Source organism: Streptomyces sp. BK239 (assembly GCF_004217285.1).
In the GTDB taxonomy this organism is placed as follows: Bacteria; Actinomycetota; Actinomycetes; order Streptomycetales; family Streptomycetaceae; genus Streptomyces.
In genome coordinates this window covers 1,135,515-1,154,731 of sequence record NZ_SHKS01000001.1, presented here as the reverse complement: position 1 = coordinate 1,154,731, position 19,217 = coordinate 1,135,515, and the positions used below count along the sequence as shown (strand labels likewise).

16 protein-coding genes are annotated in these 19,217 nt (G+C 71.0%); 6 read left to right on the top strand and 10 right to left on the bottom strand.

Annotation, left to right across the window (positions count from 1 at the left end; all coding sequences use genetic code 11):
* Nucleotides 1-127: 127 nt before the first annotated feature.
* The gene (locus EV567_RS05050) at nt 128-1,105 is read right to left on the bottom strand and encodes a nitronate monooxygenase family protein (protein WP_130437346.1); all 978 of its coding nucleotides are present in this window, start codon (nt 1,103-1,105) and stop codon (nt 128-130) included.
* Between the two features lie 271 nt (nt 1,106-1,376).
* Between EV567_RS05050 and EV567_RS05045 the strand changes: the two genes are divergently transcribed.
* Nucleotides 1,377-2,156: an alpha/beta fold hydrolase gene (locus EV567_RS05045; RefSeq protein WP_130437345.1), complete on the top strand. Its 780-nt coding sequence runs from the start codon at nt 1,377-1,379 to the stop codon at nt 2,154-2,156.
* A 537-nt stretch (nt 2,157-2,693) separates the two neighbouring features.
* Here the strand turns inward: EV567_RS05045 and EV567_RS05040 are convergent.
* Together EV567_RS05040 and EV567_RS05035 are read right to left on the bottom strand one after the other, a co-directional pair.
* Nucleotides 2,694-3,062: an STAS domain-containing protein gene (locus tag EV567_RS05040; protein WP_130437344.1), complete on the bottom strand. Its 369-nt coding sequence runs from the start codon at nt 3,060-3,062 to the stop codon at nt 2,694-2,696.
* A gap of 5 nt (nt 3,063-3,067) precedes the next feature.
* Nucleotides 3,068-4,528 (bottom strand): PP2C family protein-serine/threonine phosphatase, encoded by a 1,461-nt coding sequence (locus tag EV567_RS05035; RefSeq protein WP_242620669.1) that lies wholly within the window; start codon nt 4,526-4,528, stop codon nt 3,068-3,070.
* Between the two features lie 627 nt (nt 4,529-5,155).
* Between EV567_RS05035 and EV567_RS05030 the strand changes: the two genes are divergently transcribed.
* Genes EV567_RS05030 through EV567_RS05020 form a run of 3 tightly spaced genes read left to right on the top strand, consistent with a single transcriptional unit; the run spans nt 5,156 to nt 7,742 of the window.
* On the top strand, nt 5,156-6,040 hold the full coding sequence (locus tag EV567_RS05030) for an ABC transporter substrate-binding protein (RefSeq protein ID WP_130437343.1): 885 nt from the start codon (nt 5,156-5,158) through the stop codon (nt 6,038-6,040).
* Nucleotides 6,037-6,981, top strand: a complete 945-nt coding sequence (locus tag EV567_RS05025; protein ID WP_130437342.1) for an amino acid ABC transporter permease — start codon at nt 6,037-6,039, stop codon at nt 6,979-6,981. Before EV567_RS05030 ends, EV567_RS05025 begins: the two co-directional genes overlap by 4 nt.
* 35 nt (nt 6,982-7,016) lie before the next feature.
* Nucleotides 7,017-7,742: an amino acid ABC transporter ATP-binding protein gene (locus EV567_RS05020; protein ID WP_130437583.1), complete on the top strand. Its 726-nt coding sequence runs from the start codon at nt 7,017-7,019 to the stop codon at nt 7,740-7,742.
* 25 nt (nt 7,743-7,767) lie between these two features.
* Here EV567_RS05020 and aroQ read toward each other — a convergent pair whose 3' ends face one another.
* Complete coding sequence (aroQ, locus tag EV567_RS05015) at nt 7,768-8,241, bottom strand: type II 3-dehydroquinate dehydratase (RefSeq protein ID WP_130437341.1); 474 nt, start codon at nt 8,239-8,241, stop codon at nt 7,768-7,770.
* Between the two features lie 86 nt (nt 8,242-8,327).
* On the opposite strand from aroQ, the gene EV567_RS05010 reads away from it, so the two are divergent.
* Both EV567_RS05010 and EV567_RS05005 read left to right on the top strand, forming a co-directional pair.
* Nucleotides 8,328-9,374 carry a S66 peptidase family protein gene (locus EV567_RS05010; protein WP_130437340.1) on the top strand — a complete coding sequence of 349 codons (1,047 nt, stop codon included), beginning with the start codon at nt 8,328-8,330 and terminating at the stop codon, nt 9,372-9,374.
* A gap of 62 nt (nt 9,375-9,436) precedes the next feature.
* Complete coding sequence (locus EV567_RS05005; protein WP_242620668.1) at nt 9,437-10,741, top strand: MFS transporter; 1,305 nt, start codon at nt 9,437-9,439, stop codon at nt 10,739-10,741.
* On the opposite strand, the gene EV567_RS05000 is transcribed toward EV567_RS05005, so the two are convergent.
* The 6 genes from EV567_RS05000 to EV567_RS04975 all read right to left on the bottom strand — a co-directional run bounded on the left by EV567_RS05000 (nt 10,731) and on the right by EV567_RS04975 (nt 19,134).
* Complete coding sequence (locus EV567_RS05000; protein ID WP_130437339.1) at nt 10,731-11,831, bottom strand: calcium:proton antiporter; 1,101 nt, start codon at nt 11,829-11,831, stop codon at nt 10,731-10,733. The genes EV567_RS05005 and EV567_RS05000 overlap by 11 nt on opposite strands.
* 120 nt (nt 11,832-11,951) lie before the next feature.
* The gene (locus EV567_RS04995) at nt 11,952-12,953 is read right to left on the bottom strand and encodes a TerC/Alx family metal homeostasis membrane protein (RefSeq protein ID WP_130437338.1); all 1,002 of its coding nucleotides are present in this window, start codon (nt 12,951-12,953) and stop codon (nt 11,952-11,954) included.
* Nucleotides 12,954-13,221: 268 nt separating this feature from the next.
* A complete protein-coding gene (locus EV567_RS04990) occupies nt 13,222-15,252 on the bottom strand; it encodes a TerD family protein (RefSeq protein WP_130437337.1) in 2,031 nt (676 codons plus the stop codon).
* A gap of 75 nt (nt 15,253-15,327) precedes the next feature.
* On the bottom strand, nt 15,328-15,906 hold the full coding sequence (locus tag EV567_RS04985) for a TerD family protein (RefSeq protein WP_130437336.1): 579 nt from the start codon (nt 15,904-15,906) through the stop codon (nt 15,328-15,330).
* Between the two features lie 170 nt (nt 15,907-16,076).
* Complete coding sequence (gene uvrB / locus EV567_RS04980) at nt 16,077-18,224, bottom strand: excinuclease ABC subunit UvrB (RefSeq protein ID WP_130437335.1); 2,148 nt, start codon at nt 18,222-18,224, stop codon at nt 16,077-16,079.
* Between the two features lie 40 nt (nt 18,225-18,264).
* The gene (locus EV567_RS04975; protein ID WP_130437334.1) at nt 18,265-19,134 is read right to left on the bottom strand and encodes an MHYT domain-containing protein; all 870 of its coding nucleotides are present in this window, start codon (nt 19,132-19,134) and stop codon (nt 18,265-18,267) included.
* Between the last annotated feature and the right edge of the window lie 83 nt (nt 19,135-19,217).

Here is a 19,217-nt window from a genome sequence, read left to right as displayed (position 1 = left end):
AGCATCCCGCGTAGAGGTGCGGGGATTCCCGGCGAACATCCGTACGCCGACATCGGCGGTTCGGGTGGTCGAGGTCTGCTTCGGGTGCTGGAGGTTCGCAGTCGAAGGGTCGGGTGAAAGGCGACGATCAGTGCGGAGCGGCCCGCGTGCACGACTCGGCGGTCCGGTGCAGGATCGTCTCGGCGTCGTCGACGATCCGCCGCACGATCTCGGCTGCCGGAAGGATGTCGTGGACGAGGGCTGCGGACGGTCCGGTGAACGGGAGGAACTCATGTCCTCGTCCGGCGAGCATGGCCTCCACAATGCGGGGACCGGCTTCTGCCGGCTGTACTCGCTCGGGATGCGCTTCCACATCCTCGAGAAAGGCAGTACGCAGCGACCGGGGAAAGCCGTAGGCATCAGGCCGTGAGAAGGGCGGCATGAACCTGTCGCTGTGTGCCAGCTTGATCGTGTCGCGTGCCTCGGCGGCGACGATCCGGCTCTTCCACTCCGCGGCGATGTTCATCTCCACCGACGCGAGCAGCCGTGTGCCGATGGCCACGCCCTGCGCTCCCAGGACAAGTGCCGCCGCTAACCCCCGTCCATCGGCGATCCCGCCCGCGGCAACGACCGGAGTGCCTGCCGCGATGTCCACGACCTGCGGCACCAGCACCACGGTCGACACCTCGCCGCCCTGGCCGCCCGCCTCGCCGCCCTGGGCGACGATGACGTCCGTGCCCGCGCGCACCGCCTGCTCGGCCTGCTGGACGTCCATGACCTGTTGAATCCACAGGATGCCCGCGTCATGGGCGCGCTCGACCAGGTCGTCGGGGACACCGAGGTGGAAGGAGATCGCGGCCGGACGCTCGTCCAGCGTCGCCTGGAACGCCTCCTCGTTCAGGGGGCGCAGGGTGTGGTTGATGGCGAAGGGGCGATCGGTCAGCTCCCGCATCCGGGCCCACTGGCGCCGCAGATCAGCGACCGGGCGCACCGCGGTGCCCAGGCTGCCCAGGCCGCCCGACTCGCAGATGGCGGCGGCCAGCTCGACCTGGTCGAATGGCCCGTACGGTGCGCCGATGAGGGGCACCTCGATACCGAGCACGTCGCACAGCCGCGTCCGGAGCATTGCCGCCTCCTCCCGGCACCGCGATCGAGCGGAGCTGGCCGTTTGTTCCAGTCTGCCCCGGTGACCAGGTGTGCGCACTGCGGTCAGCGGCGGCAGCCGGCCAGGAGTGCTCGGGATGATCAGGAGCCGCAGCAAGGAGCCGAGCCAGCTCCCGGGTGACGGGCCAGTTGTCAGGCGGTGACCGGAGGCTCCTTCGGGCGGTGTCCGAACCCGTTCCCCGATGAGCGCCCGAATCATCACCTTGACTATGAGATGCCCGTATCATGGGAATATGCTGGAGATTCAGCTCGCCAACAGCCGCCGTGGCACAGGGTCGCCTCTGGTTGTGATCCGGCAGCTGGACAGGGAGGGCTGGGCGCCCGTTATCGATCTGCTGGCCCACGAACGCGAGGTCGTGGCCGTCGACCTTCCGGGGTTCGGCGACAGCCCACCGCTACCGGGCACAGTGCCCACCGTCCAGGCACTGGCCAACGAGGTCGCCCTGTGGTTCTCCACGGTCGGCCTCACTCGCCCGCCCGTCGTGGGCAACTCGCTCGGCGGAGCCGTCGCACTCGAGCTCGCCCGGGCCGGCCACGTCGCCAGCACCGTCGCCCTGTCCCCCATCGGCTTGTGGACCGGCCCCGGGGCCGCCTACGCCCTCGGCTCGCTCCGCTTCGCGCGCACCATGGTGCAGACCCTCGGCCCCCGCACAGCACGGCTGACCAGAAGCCCGCTGGGTCGAACACTCGCCTTCTGGCAACTCGCCGCACGTCCCTGGCAGATGACGGCAGAGGCAGCCGACGGCGCCCTGCGCAACCTGGTCCGCTCACCCGGCTTCGAAGCAACACGCCGGGCAGCCCGCACCTACCGGCTCACCGGCTTCACCCCCAGCGTCCCGGTCACGGTCGCCTGGGGCACCCGAGACCTTCTGACACCCCGGCACCAGGCCCACCGCGCAGCCCAACTCCTGCCCGCAGCCCGCCATGTGCGACTGCTCGGCTGCGGGCACTCACCCATGTCCGACGATCCCAGCCGGATTGCCCGCCTCCTGCTGTCCACGAGTACCGGCTGAGGCAGAGGAGTCGGCGTCCTGCTCAAGTCTCAACAACAGCCACCACTGACATTCGGTCGGGCGCCAGAAGAGACGGAACAGAGGGGCGGCCCGGTTCATCGGCGGCCTGCCGCTCGCCGAACTTGCCCACTCCGTTGATGAGGAGGACTGAGTGGGGCGAGAAGCAGCCCCAGCCGTGTTCAAGAATCCCCATCAGCACAGCGAGATGGTGCGAACTGGGCCCGGTTCCGCCCGCGCGAGCCCGGCCGCCGTGGCGGCGGCCGCTGTACCTCAACTGGTTCACGTACAGCCCTGGGCAGGCGCTGGCACCCGGGCGTCGTCCAGCCGCCGCCGCGAGTTGCGGTGGAGCGTCGTCCCGGAACTAGATCAACGGGAACCAGATCAACCGCAACCACTCCCTGGCGTCCGCCGCTGCCAACCGCGACGACGGCCTCGGGGACTGAACCGCACCCGAGGCCGCCTGGCCGTTCGTTGTACCACCGCGCAGGCCGGGCTTTGCCGCCCGGGGAGCGACGCGCGAGCTGGCGAAGGAACGGTTCAGGCGGCGTCGGGGGCGCCCTGGTGGGCGCTGAGCGCGTCGGCGGTGCTCGGGTAATGGGGCAGGAGGCTGTCCACTCCGGTGAGGGTGAGCATGCGCATCAGCCGGTCGGGGACGGCTGCCAGGGCCAGGGAGCCGCCCGCTGCCTGGGCGCCGTGCCAGATGCCGATCAGTGCGCTGAGGCCGGCGGAGTCACAGAAGCCCACACCCGACAGGTCCAGGATCAAGTGGTGGTGGCCCTGGTCGATCAGCTCCAGTGCGCGGGTACGCAAGCCGGGTGCGGTATGCAGGTCGATCTCGCCGGTGACGGTGGCGACCGCCGCGGGACCGGGAGTGGCGGTCAGGGTCAGCTCGATGTCGTCGGTCATGGCGGTCAGTCCTCCTCGCCGGCGGGCGCGGCGGTGGTGTGGGCAGTGCATCCGGCCCCCGTCGCGGCGGCGGCCTGGTCGGGAGCGGGAACCGACAGAGCCAGCAGGGCGACGTCGTCACTCGCGCCCTCGGGCAGGGCGTCCAGCAGACCGACGGTGTCCTGGACCAACTGCGCCGCCCCGCACGAGGCGGGACGAGCGGTGAGGAAGGCCGTCAGGCCCTCGTCACCGAGCATGGTGTCGGTGCTGGTGCGTGCCTCGGTCAGGCCGTCGGTGTAGAGGAGCAGGGCCTGGCCTGGGGCGAGGTGGAGGGTGGTGGAGGCGAAGCGGGCGCCGCGGAAGGCCCCGATGAGCATGCCGCCCTTGGGACTGACCGCTTCCACCCGGGTGTGCGTGGCGGGCCTGGCCTGGGGCGAGGTGGGGCTGAGGTGGTAGGCCGGGGGGTGCCCACCGGTGGCCAGATCCACGGTGAAGCCCCCGGCCGCATCAGGGGTGAGGGTGGCGAAGAAAGCTGTGCAGAACCGGCTGCCCGCCCACACATCGGCTAGCAGGGCGCTGTTCAAGGCCTCGAGTACCGCGACAGGATCGTCCGTGTGCTGGGCGGAGGCCCGCAGGGTGTAGCGGGCCAGGGAGGTGATAGTGGCCGCCTCGGCGCCCTTGCCGCACACGTCCCCCAGGAACAATCCCCACTTCCCGGCGGGCAGGGGGAAGACGTCGTAGAAGTCGCCGCCCACGTCGTGCACGGACGCGGTGTGGTAGTGACAGGCCAGCTCCAAGCCGGGCACCGTCGGCAGCGCCGGCGGCAGCAGAGTGCGCTGCAAGGTGGAGGCGAAGGAGGCGATCGCCGCCTTGTCCCTCTCCGCCTGCTCCCTGGCCGCCCGCTCAGCCTCGGCGGCCCGCTGCTCCTGGCGCACGGTGCGCAGCGCGGACAGGCGCAGCTCCATCTCGTCCATCACGATCGCCGCCAGATCGGTCAGGGTGGCGGTCTGTTCGGAGGTGATGGAGCGGGGCTTGGTGTCCAGGACGTTGACCGTGCCCAGCTTGTGCCCGTCCGTCGTGGTGATCGGCGCGGCGGCGTAGAACCGCACGCCGAGCGGCCCGGTGACCAGCGGGTTGCCGCAAGCGACGTCGTCGAGCAGAGTGTCGGGAATGACCAGCGCATCGTCCCGCAGGACCGCGGAGCCGCACAGGCCCGGGTCCCGGCCGATCTCGCTGACCCCGTCCAGGCCGTGCGCGGCCTTGAACCAGATCCGGTCCTCGTCCACGATCGTCACCGTCGCCACGGGGACGTCGAACAGGCGGGCTGCCAGCGCAGCCACCCGGTCGAACGCGCCGTCCGGCGGGGTGTCGAGGATGTCGTAGCGGCGCACCGCCTCCATCCGGCCGACCTCGACGACCTCGTCGGGCACCAGATGCAGGCGCTTGTCAGTAGCGCCCTCCTCGGATGCCGAAGCCTGCTCGGGCATCGGCCTTCCACCCCCTAGACCTCCCGCAGCCACCTAGCGCGGCGCGGGCCAGCGGAAAGCCTAAGCGGAACGGAATGTGCAAAGGCCATCGGGTGGCACCTCACAAGCCACCCTCTCACTCTTCACCTCGGACTCGGCGGTGTCGGACTCGCCGAGGTTGGCGAGCTGCGACCGGTCCGAAGCCTTCGCCATGTTGAACAGGCCGCCCGACTCGAACGCCACCCAGCACCCCGCGTGCCGCAAGTCCCCGATCGCCTGCGCGCGCTCAACACGGCGCCGCCACAGGCGCCACGGACCGAGCGTCCGCACCTTCCGGAGTGGCACGCGCGCGGATGGTGAGCAAGGGGCGCGCACTGCTACTCGCGCGCCCCGTGTGAACGACGTGCACGCGCCGGGGCCGTACGCACACTCCCCGCCCCACCTCGTTGCGCGGTCAACTGGTTACAGCCCCGCGCGGGATGACGGCTCCCGCTCGGACGGGCCGCCGGCCTACGTTCCCCGCCCTCGGCCGGCGGCCCAGGCCCTTGCTCGCGCCGCTGTTCACGCGGCTGCAACACCCGTTCCCAGCATGCGGACAAAAGGCCGGTTGACCTCGACAGACGCGGATTTCGCTGCCACTCTCCCGCCATGCATCCCGCCCCGCGCACCCTGCGCCGCGCCGTCGCCGGCGTCACCGTAGCCCTCCTCGCCACCGCCGTCGGCTGCGCACCGCAACCGGAGGAGAAGGCCGCCGCCGCGCCGTCCGGTGCGGCCGAGAACGCCTGCGCCAAGGGCGCGCTGCCCACCAAGACCTCCGGCAAGCTGACGGTCGCCACCGACACGCCCGCGTACGAGCCGTGGTTCAAGGACGACAAGCCCGCGAACGGCGAGGGCTTCGAGTCGGCGGTCGCGTACGCCGTGGCGAAGCGGCTCGGCTACGGCAAGGACGCCGTCGTGTGGCAGAGCGTGCCGTTCAACAAGGCCTTCGCGCCCGGCGAGAAGACTTTCGACTTCGACGTCAACCAGGTGTCGATCAGCTCCGAGCGCAAGCAGGCCGTGGACTTCTCCTCCGGCTACTACGACGTGCGCCAGGCGGTCATCGCACTGAAGGGCTCCAAGGCCGCGGGCGCGAAGAGCATCGCCGACCTCAAGGGCCTCAAGCTGGGCGCCCAGGTCGGCACGACCAGCCTCGACTACATCGACGACGTGGTGAAGCCGACGGGGGCCGCCGCCGTCTACGCCAAGAACGACCAGGCCAAGTCCGCGCTGAAGAACGGCCAGGTCGACGCCGTCGTCACCGACCTGCCGACCGCCTTCTACATCACCGGGGCCGAGGTCACCGACGCCACGGTCGTCGGCCAGTTCGAGAACCACGGCGGTACGCCCGAGCAGTTCGGGCTGGTGCTCGACAAGGGCAGCGCGCTCACCCCGTGCGTCTCGTCCGCCGTGGACGCCCTCCGCGCGGACGGCACCCTGGCGAAGATCGAGCAGCAGTGGCTCTCCGACGCCGTCGACGCCCCGGTCCTCAAGTGACCGTCGTCGAGGAGCAGTCCGGCCCGGAGGACGCCGGCGGACCGGACGAGAGCGGTGAGCGGGCCCCCGGCAGCGGCGAGGGCGCCCGGGACGACGGGTACACGCCCTCGCGCCGACGGCTCGAGCGGGAGCGCTACAAGCGCACGCGTGCCCGCCGCGCCACGGCGCTCGCCGCCGTGTCGACGCTGGTCACCGCCGTCGTCCTCTACCTGGTCGTGGTCAGCGCGCCCGGCTGGCCGCGCACCAAGGAGACGTTCTTCGACGGGCGGTACGCGCGCGAGGCGCTGCCGAAGGTCCTGGACGGACTGTGGCTGAACGTACGCCTGCTGCTCGTCTGCGGGGCCGCCGTGCTGGTGCTCGGCATGCTCATCGCCGTGGCCCGCACGCTGCGCGGCCCGGTGTTCTTCCCGCTGCGGGCGCTGGCGGCCGCGTACACGGACTTCTTCCGCGGACTGCCGCTCATCATCAACCTGATGATCGTGGTGCTGGGCGTCCCGGCGCTGCGCCTGCAGGGCGTCACCGTCGACCCGGTCCTGCTCGGCGGCACGGCGCTCACCCTGACGTACTCCGCGTACGTCGCCGAGGTGTTCCGCGCCGGCATCGAGTCCGTGCACCCCTCGCAGCGTGCCGCGGCCCGCTCGCTGGGGCTGACCAACCGGCAGGCGCTGCGGCACGTGGTGCTCCCGCAGGCCGTGCGCCGTCAGGTGCCGCCGCTGCTGAACGACCTGGTCTCGCTCCAGAAGGACACCGGTCTGGTGTCCATCGGCGGGGCGGTCGACGCGGTGCGGGCCGCCGACATCATCGTGGGCCGCAGTCTCAACTACACGCCGTACATCGTCGCGGGACTGGTCTTCGTGGCGCTGACCATCCCGATGACCCGCTTCACCGACTGGGTGACGGCCCGGATGGACCGTCAGCGGGCCCAAGGAGGACCACTGTGAGCGCGACAGCCCAGGACGACTCGCCCGTGCTGCGGATGGAGTCCGTCCGCAAGACCTTCGCCGGCTCCGTGGTGCTGCGCGACGTCGACCTGGCGGTCGCCCCGCACACGGTGACCGCGCTCATCGGCGCCTCCGGCTCCGGCAAGTCCACGCTGCTGCGCTGCGCCAACCTGCTGGAGGACATCGACGACGGGGCGATCTGGCTGGACGGCGAGGAGATCACCGACCCGCGCGCGGACCAGGACGCGGTGCGGCGCCGGATCGGCGTGGTCTTCCAGGCCTACAACCTGTTCCCGCACATGACGGTGCTGGAGAACATCACGCTCGCCCCGCGCCGCGTGCACGGCGTACCGCGCGCGCAGGCCGAGGAGCGTGCACGGGAGCTGCTGGAGCGGCTCGGGCTGGGCGGGAAGGCAGATGCTTACCCGGACCGGCTCAGCGGCGGTCAGCAGCAGCGTGTCGCGATCGTGCGCGCCCTCGCCGTACGTCCCCGGCTGCTGCTGCTCGACGAGATCACGGCGGCCCTCGATCCCGAGCTGGTGGGCGAGGTCCTGAACGTCGTCCGCGATCTGAAAGGCGACGGCATGACCATGGTGCTGGCCACGCACGAGATGGCCTTCGCGCGTGAGGTCGCCGACCAGGTCTGCTTCCTGGACGGGGGCGTGGTGCTGGAGCGCGGCACCGCCGAGCAGGTCTTCGGCGACCCGCGGCAGGAACGCACACGGCGTTTCCTGCGGCGCACCGGAGCAGGGGCTCTGTAAGGGGCGTGCACCGGGAGGCCGGTGCTTACGCATCGGCCTGCGCCGCCCCCGCCAGCGCCGCCACCCGCTCCACTCCGAAGACGTACCCCTGCACGCCGCAGCCCGCGATGACGCCGTCGGCGCGCAGGGAGACGTAGGAGTGGTGCCGGAACGACTCGCGCCGGTGGATGTTGGAGATGTGGACCTCCAGCACCGGCAGGCCGTCGCAGGCGTTGAGCGCGTCCAGGATCGCCACCGAGGTGTGCGAGTAGGCGCCGGGGTTGATGACGATCCCGCAGTGGTTCAGACGCGCCTCGTGGATCCAGTCCACCAGCTCGCCCTCGTGGTTGGACTGCCGGAAGTCGACCGTGCCGCCGTGCGCGGCCGCCGCCTTCGCGCACAGCGCCTCGACGTCGGCGAGCGTGTCCGAGCCGTAGATCTCCGGCTGGCGTTGCCCTAGGAGGTTCAGGTTCGGGCCGTTGAGGATCATGATCGGGGCGTTGGCCAGGGTGCGGGGCACGGGGTCCTCCGGTTCGGGGAAGGCGGGCTGCTCCTCCTCCGTTTATCACGATGCGCCGCCACGGCACCGGCTCGTACCCTCCCGGCATGACCATGCTCTCGTACCCTCCCAAGCCCTCCCCCGGCGACCGCATAGCCGTCGTCTCGCCCGGCGCCGGTCTTCCCGGACTCTTCCCGCGCCCGTTCGAACTGGGCCTGGAGCGGCTGCGTGAGGACTACGGGCTCGTACCGGTCGAGTACCCGGCCACCCGCACGATGGGCGCGACGCCGCAGCAGCGCGCCGACGACCTGCACGCCGCGTTCGCCGACCCGGACGTCAAGGCGGTCATCGCGTCGATCGGCGGCGACGACCAGATCACCGTGCTGCCGTTCCTGGACCGGGAGTTGATCCGGGCCAACCCCAAGCCGTTCTTCGGGATGAGCGACAACACGAACCTGCTGATGTATCTGCGCAACACGGGGATCGTCGGTTACCACGGCGCGACCGTGATGACCGCGCTGGGCCGGCCCGTGCGCATGGACCCGCTCACCGCGGACTCGCTGCGCGCCGCGCTCTTCACCTCGGGCGAGTACGAACTCCGGCCCGCCGAACGCTGGAACGACGTCAACCGCGACTGGGCCGAACCGGCCACCTTCGAGGCGGAACCGGAGACCCGGCCCGGCGGTGGATGGATCTGGCGGAACGCCGACCGCGTGGTGGAGGGGCGCAGTTGGGGCGGCTGTCTGGAGATCGTCGGCTGGCTGCTCATGGCCGACCGGGAGATCGCGCACGACCTCTCCGAGTACGACTCGGGGGTGCTGCTGCTGGAGACGTCGGAGGAGATGCCGAGCGGCGAGGAGGTCTTCCGGGTCCTGCGGAACATGGGCGAGCGCGGGCTGCTCCAGCGTTTCTCCGCGCTGCTGATGGGCCGGGCGAAGACCTGGTCCTTCGAAAGACCCAACAGCCCCGAGGAGGCCGACCGTTACGCGGCCGAGCAGCGCGACGCCGTCCTTCGCGCGATGCGTGTGTACGCCCCCAACACCATGATCGTCTTCGATGTGGACTTCGGCCACACCGACCCGCAGTTCGTGATCCCCTACGGGGGCCTCGTGCGCGTCGACGGACCCGCCCGGCGCATCACCGTCACGTACTGAGGAGGACGGCGCGCCTCCGCACGCCCCCGTAACCAGCGGTCACCGAGGGTAGTTGACGCGGCATGCACGACGTACGCACCGTGAGGACGCCCTCCATGCCGCGGCTCGCGGCCGCCTCGCTCGCCGGGACGGCCATCGAGTTCTACGACTTCTTCGTCTACGGGACCGCGGCCGCACTGATCCTGGGGCCGCTGTTCTTCCCGACGTTCTCCCCCGCGGCGGGGACGCTGGCCGCCTTCGGCACGTTCGGCGTGGGCTTCGTGGCCCGGCCGCTGGGGGCGGTGCTCTTCGGGCACGTCGGGGACCGGCACGGACGCCGGCCGGTCCTCGTCGTCTCTCTGCTGCTGACCGGCGGCGCGACGGTCGCGGTCGGGTGCGTGCCGACGTACGACACGATCGGTGTCGCCGCTCCCCTGCTGCTGCTCGGGCTGCGGTTCCTGCAGGGGCTGGGGCTCGGCGGGGAGTGGGGCGGCGCCGTCCTGCTGACCGCCGAGCACGCGCCCGCCGGGCGGCGGGCCCTGTGGTCGAGCTTCCCCCAGATCGGGCCGGCGGTGGGCTTCGTGCTCGCCAACGGCGTGGTCCTCGCGCTGTCGGTGACGCTGAGCGAGGCGCAGTTCGCGCAGTGGGGATGGCGGGTGCCGTTCTGGGCGGCGGGAGCGCTCGCCGCGGTCGGGCTGTGGCTGCGCTCCTCCCTCCCGGAGAGCCCTCGGTTCCTGGAGCTCGACGACCACGCGCGGGTGCCTCTCCTTGAGGTGCTGCGCTCCCACTGGAGGCTCGTCCTGCTGACCGCCGGCGCGCTCGCCGTGGGGTACGCGATCTTCTACACCGTGACGACGTGGTCCCTGGCCTACGCCACCGAGCGGCTGGGGGTGAGCCGCAACGTCATGCTGGTCTGCGTGATGGCCGCCGTGGTGGTCAAGGGGGCTCTGACGCCGCTGATGGCGCTGCTCGGCGACCGCCACGGGCGGCGGCCGCTGTGCCTCGTCGGGTGCGCCGCGGCCGCCACGTGGATGTTCCCGATGGTCGCGCTGCTGGCGACCGGTGAACCGCTGCCCATGTTCCTGGGCATCGCGGGGGCGCTGATCGCCTTCGTCACGATGTTCGCCGTGATCGCGGCCTATCTGCCGGAGCTGTACGAACCGCGCGTGCGCTGCACGGGCGCGGCGGTCGGGTACAACCTCGGCGGTGTCCTCGGCGGCGCGCTCACCCCGCTCGCGGCGACGGCTCTCGCCGAGCACGGCGGGCGGGTCCCCTGGGGCGTGGGGGCGTATCTGACGGGCGTCGCACTGCTCAGCCTCGGCTGCTTCGCCCTGCTGCCGGAGACGCGGCCGGCGCCCGCGACGGTGGCGCGGGCGGCTATGGATTGAGCGCCAGCTCCAGGTACGCCGCGAAGATCACCAAGTGCACCCCGCCCTGGAGCGGGGTGGCCCGGCCGGGCACCACGGTGAGCGAGGCGACGACGACGGTCAGCGCGAGCAGCACCATGTGGGTGGCGCCGAGGCCGAGGACGAGCGGCCCGGAGAGCCAGACCGAGGCGAGGGCGACCGCGGGGATGGTGAGGCCGATGCTGGCCATCGCGGAGCCGAGCGCGAGGTTGAGGCTGGTCTGCACACGGTCGCGGCGGGCGGAGCGCAGGGCGGCGATGGTCTCGGGGAGCAGGACGAGCAGGGCGATGACCACGCCCACGACGGCGGGGGGCAGTCCGGCCGCCTCGACTCCGCGCTCGATGGTCGGCGAGACGCCCTTGGCGAGGCCGACCACACCGACCAGGGCCAGACCGAGCAGCCCGAGGCTGATCAGCGCGGTCCGGGAGGACGGGGCGCCGGCGTGGTCGTCCGCGGTGATCACGTCGCCGTGCCGGGTGACGGGCAGGAAGTAGTCGCGGTGCCGCACGGTCTGCGTGGCCACGAACAGGCCGTACAGGACGAGTGACGACAGTGCGGCGAAGGTGAGCTGGACGCCGGAGAACTCCGGTCCCGGCTTGCTGGTGGTGAAGGTCGGCAGGACCAGGCTGAGCGTCGCCAGCGTGGCCACGGTGGCCAGGGCCGCGCCGGTGCCCTCGGGATTGAAGACCGCCGTGCCGTGCCGGAGCGAGCCGACGAGCAGGCACAGGCCGACGATGCCGTTGCAGGTGATCATCACGGCGGCGAAGACGGTGTCGCGGGCGAGCGTGGAGCTCTTGTCACCGCCGTCCACCATCAGCGTGACGATGAGGGCGACCTCGATGATCGTCACGGCGACGGCGAGCACCAGCGAGCCGAAGGGCTCGCCGACCCGGTGGGCGACGACCTCCGCGTGATGGACGGCGGCCAGGACGGATCCGGCGAGGACCGCGGTCACGACGGCGACGATCACGCCGGGCAGGTCCCGGCCCCAGGTCAGGGCCAGCAGGACGACCGCGAGCACCGGCACGAGGGACGTCCACCGGGCCGTGACCGACCTGAGCCGAGCCATCATGGTGCGATGCTCCCAGAGCGGTACGGGCAGCGCACTCCGGCCGCCGGGACGGCCGGCCGGAGCGTGGGGCGCCGGGGGCGGCGCCCGGCGAGATGCCGGGCGCCGCCCCCGAGGGCCGCCTCAGACATCCGCGCTGTCCTTCGGGGCGCCTTCGCCCGCCTGCTGAGCCTCCTCGGCCGCCGCCTGCTTCTTCGACGCCCGCAGGCTGGTGATCGTGGTGACGACCAGGACGGAGCAGATGACGCCCAGCGAGACCGGGATGCTGATCTCGGGGACGTGCACCCCGGACTCGTGCAGCGCGTGCAGCACCAGCTTCACGCCGATGAAGCCAAGGATGATCGACAGGCCGTAGCTGAGGTGGACCAGCTTCTTCAGCAGGCCGCCGATGAGGAAGTACAGCTGGCGCAGACCCATCAGCGCGAACGCGTTGGCGGTGAACACGATGTACGGGTCCTGCGTCAGGCCGAAGATCGCGGGGATGGAGTCCAGCGCGAACAGGACGTCCGTGGAGCCGATCGCCAGCATCACGACCAGCATGGGGGTCATGACCCGCTTGCCGTTCTGCTCGATCCACAGCTTGGTGCCGTGGTAGCGGTCGGCGACGCCGAACTTGCGCTCGACGGCCTTGAGCAGCTTGTTCTCCTCGAACTCCTCGTCCTCCTCGTCGGCCCGGGCTTCCTGGATGAGCTTCCAGGCAGTCCAGATCAGGAAGGCGCCGAAGAGGTAGAACACCCAGGAGAAGCTGGCGAGGATGGCGGCGCCGGCGGCGATGAAGATCGCGCGCAGCACCAGGGCTATGAGGACGCCGATGAGCAGAACCCGCTGCTGGTACTGCGACGGGACCGCGAACTTCGCCATGATCAGGACGAAGACGAAGAGGTTGTCGACGCTCAGCGACTTCTCGGTGATGAAGCCGGCGAAGAACTCGCCGGCGGGCTGACCGCCGCCGAACAGGAACAGTCCGAGCCCGAAGAGTCCGGCGAGGACGATCCAGACGATCGTCCAGATGCCGGCTTCCTTGAGCGACACGTCGTGCGGTTTGCGGCCGATGAAGAAGTCGACCGCGATGAGGGCGGCCAAGCCCACGATGGTGAGGACCCACAGGCCCACTGAAACATCCACTGCGCCTCCGGCAGTACGTAACGGCAGGTGAACAGCGTCGTCGCGCTGCCGGAGGTCTCTTCCACCCCGGGCCCCGGCGCGCAGGAGCGCGTGGGACCACACGGGCCGACGCCCCGGGATCTGACCTGATCCGTATTGACGGGAACGCCGCAGCAGACAGGGAGTACTCCCCTCCGTTGAGAAAGACAGTACCCCAATCACCAAGGATTGGTAAAGGGCTTGGCAAAAGAAAGGCCAAATCCGCTGGTCAGAGCGTCTTTACCAGGCTTTACAGATCCCGTTGCCCGCGGGCCTGGGCGACCTGTGCCAGCACCGTGTCGAGCACCCGGCTGCCGGGCGGCGTCAGCGTCGGCTCGTAGGTCCAGGCATGCCCGACCCAGGGGTCGGCGAGGTGGTCGTCGGGCACCGGCGTCAGACGCATCAGCCCGCGCCACAGCGGGTCCAGCAACGGTCCGTAACCGGCGGCGTCCTCCCGGTCGGCGACCATCATCAGGTGGACGCCGACGGCCGGTCCCTCGTCCGCGAGATAGCGCAGCTGGTTGACGGCCCGGTCGTCGAAGCCGTGCGGGAAGTCGTTGACCACCAGGAGCTGCTGGGAGGTGTCGAAGCCGGGCGGAAGCGAGTCGGCCGCACCACCGCGCACCGCCATCTGCACCAAGTCGACACGCTGGGTGAGACGGGCGAGCACGTCCGTCACACCGGCCGCGCCGACCGCGGGCGGACCGGCGAGCACACCGGCCCGCACCAGCGGCGCCAGGCTCTGCGCGCCCGACCCGGCCGGATCGATGACGTGCACGGTGAACTCGTCCGCAGGGTGCACCGCCAGCAGCCGTGCCGTGTGCGCGACGGCCGAATCCAGGGCGAGGCGGCGCAGTTCGTGGGAGTCGAAGAACGTGCCGTCGACCGACCCCGTCCGCCCGCTGTCGATCCACAGGCCCCGTTCCAGCGGCAGGCGGATCAGCATCGGTATGCGCAGCCCGTCGCTCTCGGGCAGGTGGAGGTCGCCCAGGCGCAGGGCCATGGGCATCTCCATGGGGACGCGGTAGGCGTGCCAGACCGGGTTGTCCCAGCGCGCGTAGGCCGGCGGCAGCGCCGGTTCCACCACGTCCGCCTCGGCGGCGAGCTGGGCGAGGTCGCGGTCCAGCACCTGACGCGCCTGGTCGACGAGTTGGCTGTGCTTGGCGCGTGCCGTCTCCCGGGCGGCGTCGCCCTGTCCGCCGATCCTGCTGCGCGGGTCGGACAGGACCTCGTCGAGCTCCTTCTCCATACGCGTGTCGGCGAAGTCGACGGCGCTGCGATAGGCGGCCGTGGTGCGGGCCAGGTCCTCGAACATGCCCCACACCTGGTTGTAGAGCCTCTCCTCCATCGACCAGCCGGTGGCGTCGCCCGCGACGGGCTGGGCGGGCTGCCCGGGCTGGGCCGGGGGCGCGGTGGGCGGTGGCGGCGGGGCGGTGTTCTGCCGGCGCGGGTGGCTGTAGTTGATCGGGCCGCCGGCAGGCGTCTGCGGCGGCGTGTTCGTGGGTGCGGGGGCCGTGACGTAGTCGGCCGGTGGTTCGGCGGGGGTCTGCGCGGGCTGCGTGCCGTGCGGACCGCTCGGGGGCGGCCCGCCGTAGGGGCCGGGGTTGCCCTGGGGGTGCTGCCCGTTGTGGGAAGCGTCGCTCTGGTCGGGTCCGGGCGCGGGGCCGGCCGGCTGCCGGGAACGGCCGCCGTCGGACGGGAGCGGGGGCGGGGCGGGCACCGAGCGGGCCATGCCCTGCTCCACCGCCTTGAAGATGCCGGCCGCGAGCTGCCGGGCCTGCGGCAGGCCCTGGTCGGCGAGGAGTTCGGCGAGACCGCCCGCGTAACCCTGGCCGATGGCCCGCACCTTCCAGGCGCCCTGGCGCCGGTAGAGCTCCAGGGCGACGACGGCGGACTCCGCGGTCAGGCCGGTGATGGTGTAGCTGGCGACCTCTGTTCCGTCGAGGCCGGTGACCGCGACGAAGGGGGCCGGGACGGAGCCGAAGCTCGTGGGCCCCGCGATGCCGGTGGGCAGGGCGAGCAGCACTCCGACGCGGTGCACGGCCTCGGCGACGGCGTCCAGGTCGACGGCGAGGCGGTGCTCGGCGGCGGCCTGGCGGGAGACCTCGACGCCGGGCAGGAGGGGCGAGCCCGGGTGGGCCACCCATTCCACTCCGTGCACCGTGCCGTTCTCGTCGCCGAGCGTGGCCCCCGCCACGATCGGCGTGCCGGCCGAGACCCTGATCTCGAGGCGGACCTCGACAAGCGGGTGGTTCTGTCCCCGCACCAGCTCGGCCGTCATCGCCTGTCGTCCCCCTGCGTCGCGTCGATCGCGTCGGTCGTGTGTGGTGTTGTCGTGTGCCGCCAGGCCCGTGCCCTACAGCGCCGGGAGGATCGCGGGCATCAGGTCCTGGAAGGTACGGCCGTTGGCCGGCGTGCCGAGGGCCGTCATGTTCCAGCCCGAGCCCACCCGGTGCACCTTCGCCATGATCTGGGCCGTGTAGGCGCCGCCGCCCGCGAGCGTGTAGCGGGCCAGCTCCTGGCCGTTGGTCTCGTCGACCAGACGGCAGAACGCGTTCTGCACCTCCTGGAACGTCTGGCCGGTGAAGGAGTTCACCGTGAAGACGATCTGGTCGATGTGGACCGGCACGCGGGACAGGTCGACGAGGATCGCCTCGTCGTCGCCGCCCTGGCCCACTCCGCCGACGAGGTTGTCGCCGGTGTGCCGGACGGAGCCGTCGTCGCTCACCAGGTGGCGGAAGAAGACGACGTCGACCGGCTGCTTGTCCGCGAAGAGGACGGCGGAGGCGTCGAGGTCGATCTCCCGGGTGCGGGAGCCGAACAGGCCGCGCCGAGGGGCGGCCTGCCATCCGAGACCCATGCGCACCGCGGTCAGGCTGCCCCCGTCGTTCTTCTGAAGACTGATGGCCTGACCCTTGGTCATGTTGACGGTCACGCGCTGATTCCCCTCTCGGCTGTCCCCTGTTGCCGCGGACCCCGCGGTTGACGAAAACCCTACGCAAGGGCACTGACAGTCCCGTACCCACGCCCGGACTTTGTGTCGTTCTTGCAACACAGCGCGTGCCGTGGCGCGGCCGCCCAGACCTCTTCGGCCTCTTCGGCCGCTCAGGCCAGGCCGGCCTCCTTCATCTGGCGCAGTTCCTTCTTCATCTCGGCGACCTCGTCGCGCAGTCGGGCCGCGACCTCGAAGTGGAGGTCCGCGGCGGCGGCCCGCATCCGCTCGGTCATCTGCTCGATCTGCTCGGCGAGTTCGGCCGCGGGGCGGTCGGTCGGGACCGTCTCCTTGGCCTTCCCCTTCGCGGACCGGGCGGGCTTCGCCGCCTTGGAGGCCTTGTCGCCGAGGGCGGGCACCGGCGCCGTGGCGCCCCGGCCGTCCTTCTTCGCGCGGTATCCCGTGCCGAGCAACTGCTCGGTGTCGACCTCCTCGCGGGCGATCTGCGCCACGATGTCGTTGATCTTCTTGCGGAGCGGCTGCGGGTCGATGCCGTTCGCCTTGTTGTAGGCGATCTGCTTCTCCCGGCGGCGGTTGGTCTCCTCGATCGCCCGCTCCATGCCGGGGGTGATCTTGTCGGCGTACATGTGCACCTGACCGGAGACGTTGCGCGCGGCGCGGCCGATGGTCTGGATCAGGGAGGTGCCGGAGCGCAGGAAGCCCTCCTTGTCGGCGTCGAGGATCGCCACCAGGGACACCTCGGGCAGGTCGAGGCCCTCGCGCAGCAGGTTGATGCCGACGAGGACGTCGAACTCGCCGGCCCGCAGCTCGCGCAGCAGCTCGATCCGGCGGAGCGTGTCGACGTCGCTGTGCAGATAGCGGACCTGGATGCCGAGTTCGAGGAAGTAGTCGGTGAGGTCCTCGGCCATCTTCTTGGTCAGCGTGGTGACCAGGACGCGTTCGTCCTTCTCCACGCGCGTGCGGATCTCGTGCACCAGGTCGTCGATCTGGCCCTCGGTGGGCTTGACGACGACCTCCGGGTCGACGAGGCCGGTGGGGCGGATGATCTGCTCGACGACGCCGTCCCCGCGGGAGAGCTCGTACTTGCCGGGCGTCGCCGAGAGGTAGACGGTCTGTCCGATGCGCTCCTGGAACTCCTCCCATTTCAGCGGGCGGTTGTCGAGCGCGGAGGGCAGCCGGAAGCCGTGGTCGACGAGGGTGCGCTTGCGGGAGGCGTCACCCTCGTACATGGCGCCGATCTGCGGCACGGTGACATGGGACTCGTCGATGACGAGGAGGAAGTCCTCCGGGAAGTAGTCGAGCAGGGTGTTGGGCGGGGAGCCGGGCGAGCGGCCGTCGAAGTGCATCGAGTAGTTCTCCACGCCGGAGCAGCTGCCGATCTGGCGGAGCATCTCGATGTCGTAGGTGGTGCGCATGCGCAGGCGCTGGGCCTCCAGGAGCTTGCCTTGCTTCTCCAGCTCGGCGAGGCGTTCGCCGAGTTCCTTCTCGATGTCGTTGACGGCCCGCTCCAGGCGCTCGGGGCCGGCGACGTAGTGGGAGGCCGGGAAGACGTACAGCTGGTCGTCGTCGCTGATGATCTCGCCGGTGAGCGGGTGCAGCGTGGACAGCGCCTCGATCTCGTCGCCGAACATCTCGATGCGCACGGCGAGTTCCTCGTAGACCGGGAAGATCTCGATGGTGTCGCCGCGCACCCGGAAGGTGCCGCGGGTGAACGCCAGGTCGTTGCGCGTGTACTGGATGTCCACGAAGCGGCGCAGCAGTTCGTCCCGGTCGATCTCCTCGCCGACCTTCAGCCGGACCATGCGGTCCACGTACTCCTGCGGCGTGCCCAGGCCGTAGATGCAGGAGACCGAGGCGACCACGACGACGTCGCGGCGGGTGAGCAGCGAGTTGGTCGCGGAGTGCCGCAGCCGCTCGACCTCCTCGTTGATCGAGGAGTCCTTCTCGATGTAGGTGTCCGACTGCGGGACGTACGCCTCGGGCTGGTAGTAGTCGTAGTACGAGACGAAGTATTCGACGGCGTTGTTCGGCAGCAGCTCGCGGAACTCGTTCGCCAGCTGGGCGGCCAGCGTCTTGTTCGGCGCCATGACGAGCGTGGGGCGCTGGAGCTTCTCGATCATCCACGCGGTGGTGGCGGACTTGCCGGTGCCGGTCGCGCCGAGCAGGACGACGTCCTTCTCGCCGGACTCGACGCGCTTGGCGAGCTCGGCGATGGCAGCGGGCTGGTCGCCGCTGGGCTGGTAGGGACTGACGACCTCGAAAGGCGCCACCGTGCGTTCGATGTGGGAAACGGGCCGCATGCCATCCACCGTACGACCCGGCACTGACAACGGGGCCCGATCAGCGGTTCTGCGGGGTCCGGGACTCGTGGGCGGCCACCTTGCGGCGGGGGCGCTGCGGGGGCCGCTGGGCGGTGTGCACCGGGTGCGCGGGGCGGACGGGGGCGCCGCGCCCGGTCCGCTCCGGCGCCCGGTCGGGCCTGCCCATGACCATCAGCGGGTCGAACATCACGACGACTCCCGCGAGGCAGAGGAAGGCGAGGGGGCCGATCAGCATCGGCGCGAGCAGGCCGGCCGGTGAGTCGCCCTGAGCGGGCGCGCCGGCGGTGTGCAGGTGGACGCTGAGGGCGGCCATGCCGGTGTAGTGCATGCCGGTCACGGCCAGTCCCATGACGAGGCTCGCGCCGACGCTCCACAGGAAGCCCCTGACCTGTCCGGCGGCCCACAGGGCGGCGGTGGCGGCGGCCATGGCTATGGCGACGGAGAGCGCCACGGTCAGCGTGTTGTACTCGAACCGGCCGTTGAAGCGCATCCCCGCCATGCCCAGGTAGTGCATGGAGGCGATGCCCAGTCCGGTGATGGTGCCGCCGGTGAACAGCGCGGTCCCGGTCGCGCCCCGGTAGCCGACGATGAAGATCCCGACGCCCACCATGATGATCGCGACGCCCAGGCTGGCGTAGGTCATCGGCTTGTCGTAGTGGATGGGGGCGCCCGCCACCGAGAAGCCCATCATGGCGATGAAGTGCATGGTCCAGATGCCGGAGCCGATCGCCGCCGCACCCAGGGCGAGCCACCCGGGGCGCCAGGACTGGGTCACGAGCAGGGCTCTGGTCGTGCAGCGCAGGCCGAGCGCACCGCCGAGGCAGGCCATGAGGTAGGCCACCAGCGGTGTGACGAGTCCGTAGCTGAATCCGTCGACCGTGCCGTGCATGCGCGGTTGCCCTTCCGCCCTGTTGCTGGACTTCCTGAAGCGCGCCTCTTCCCAGATCCGCGCGAGCGGCCGGGGATGACGCA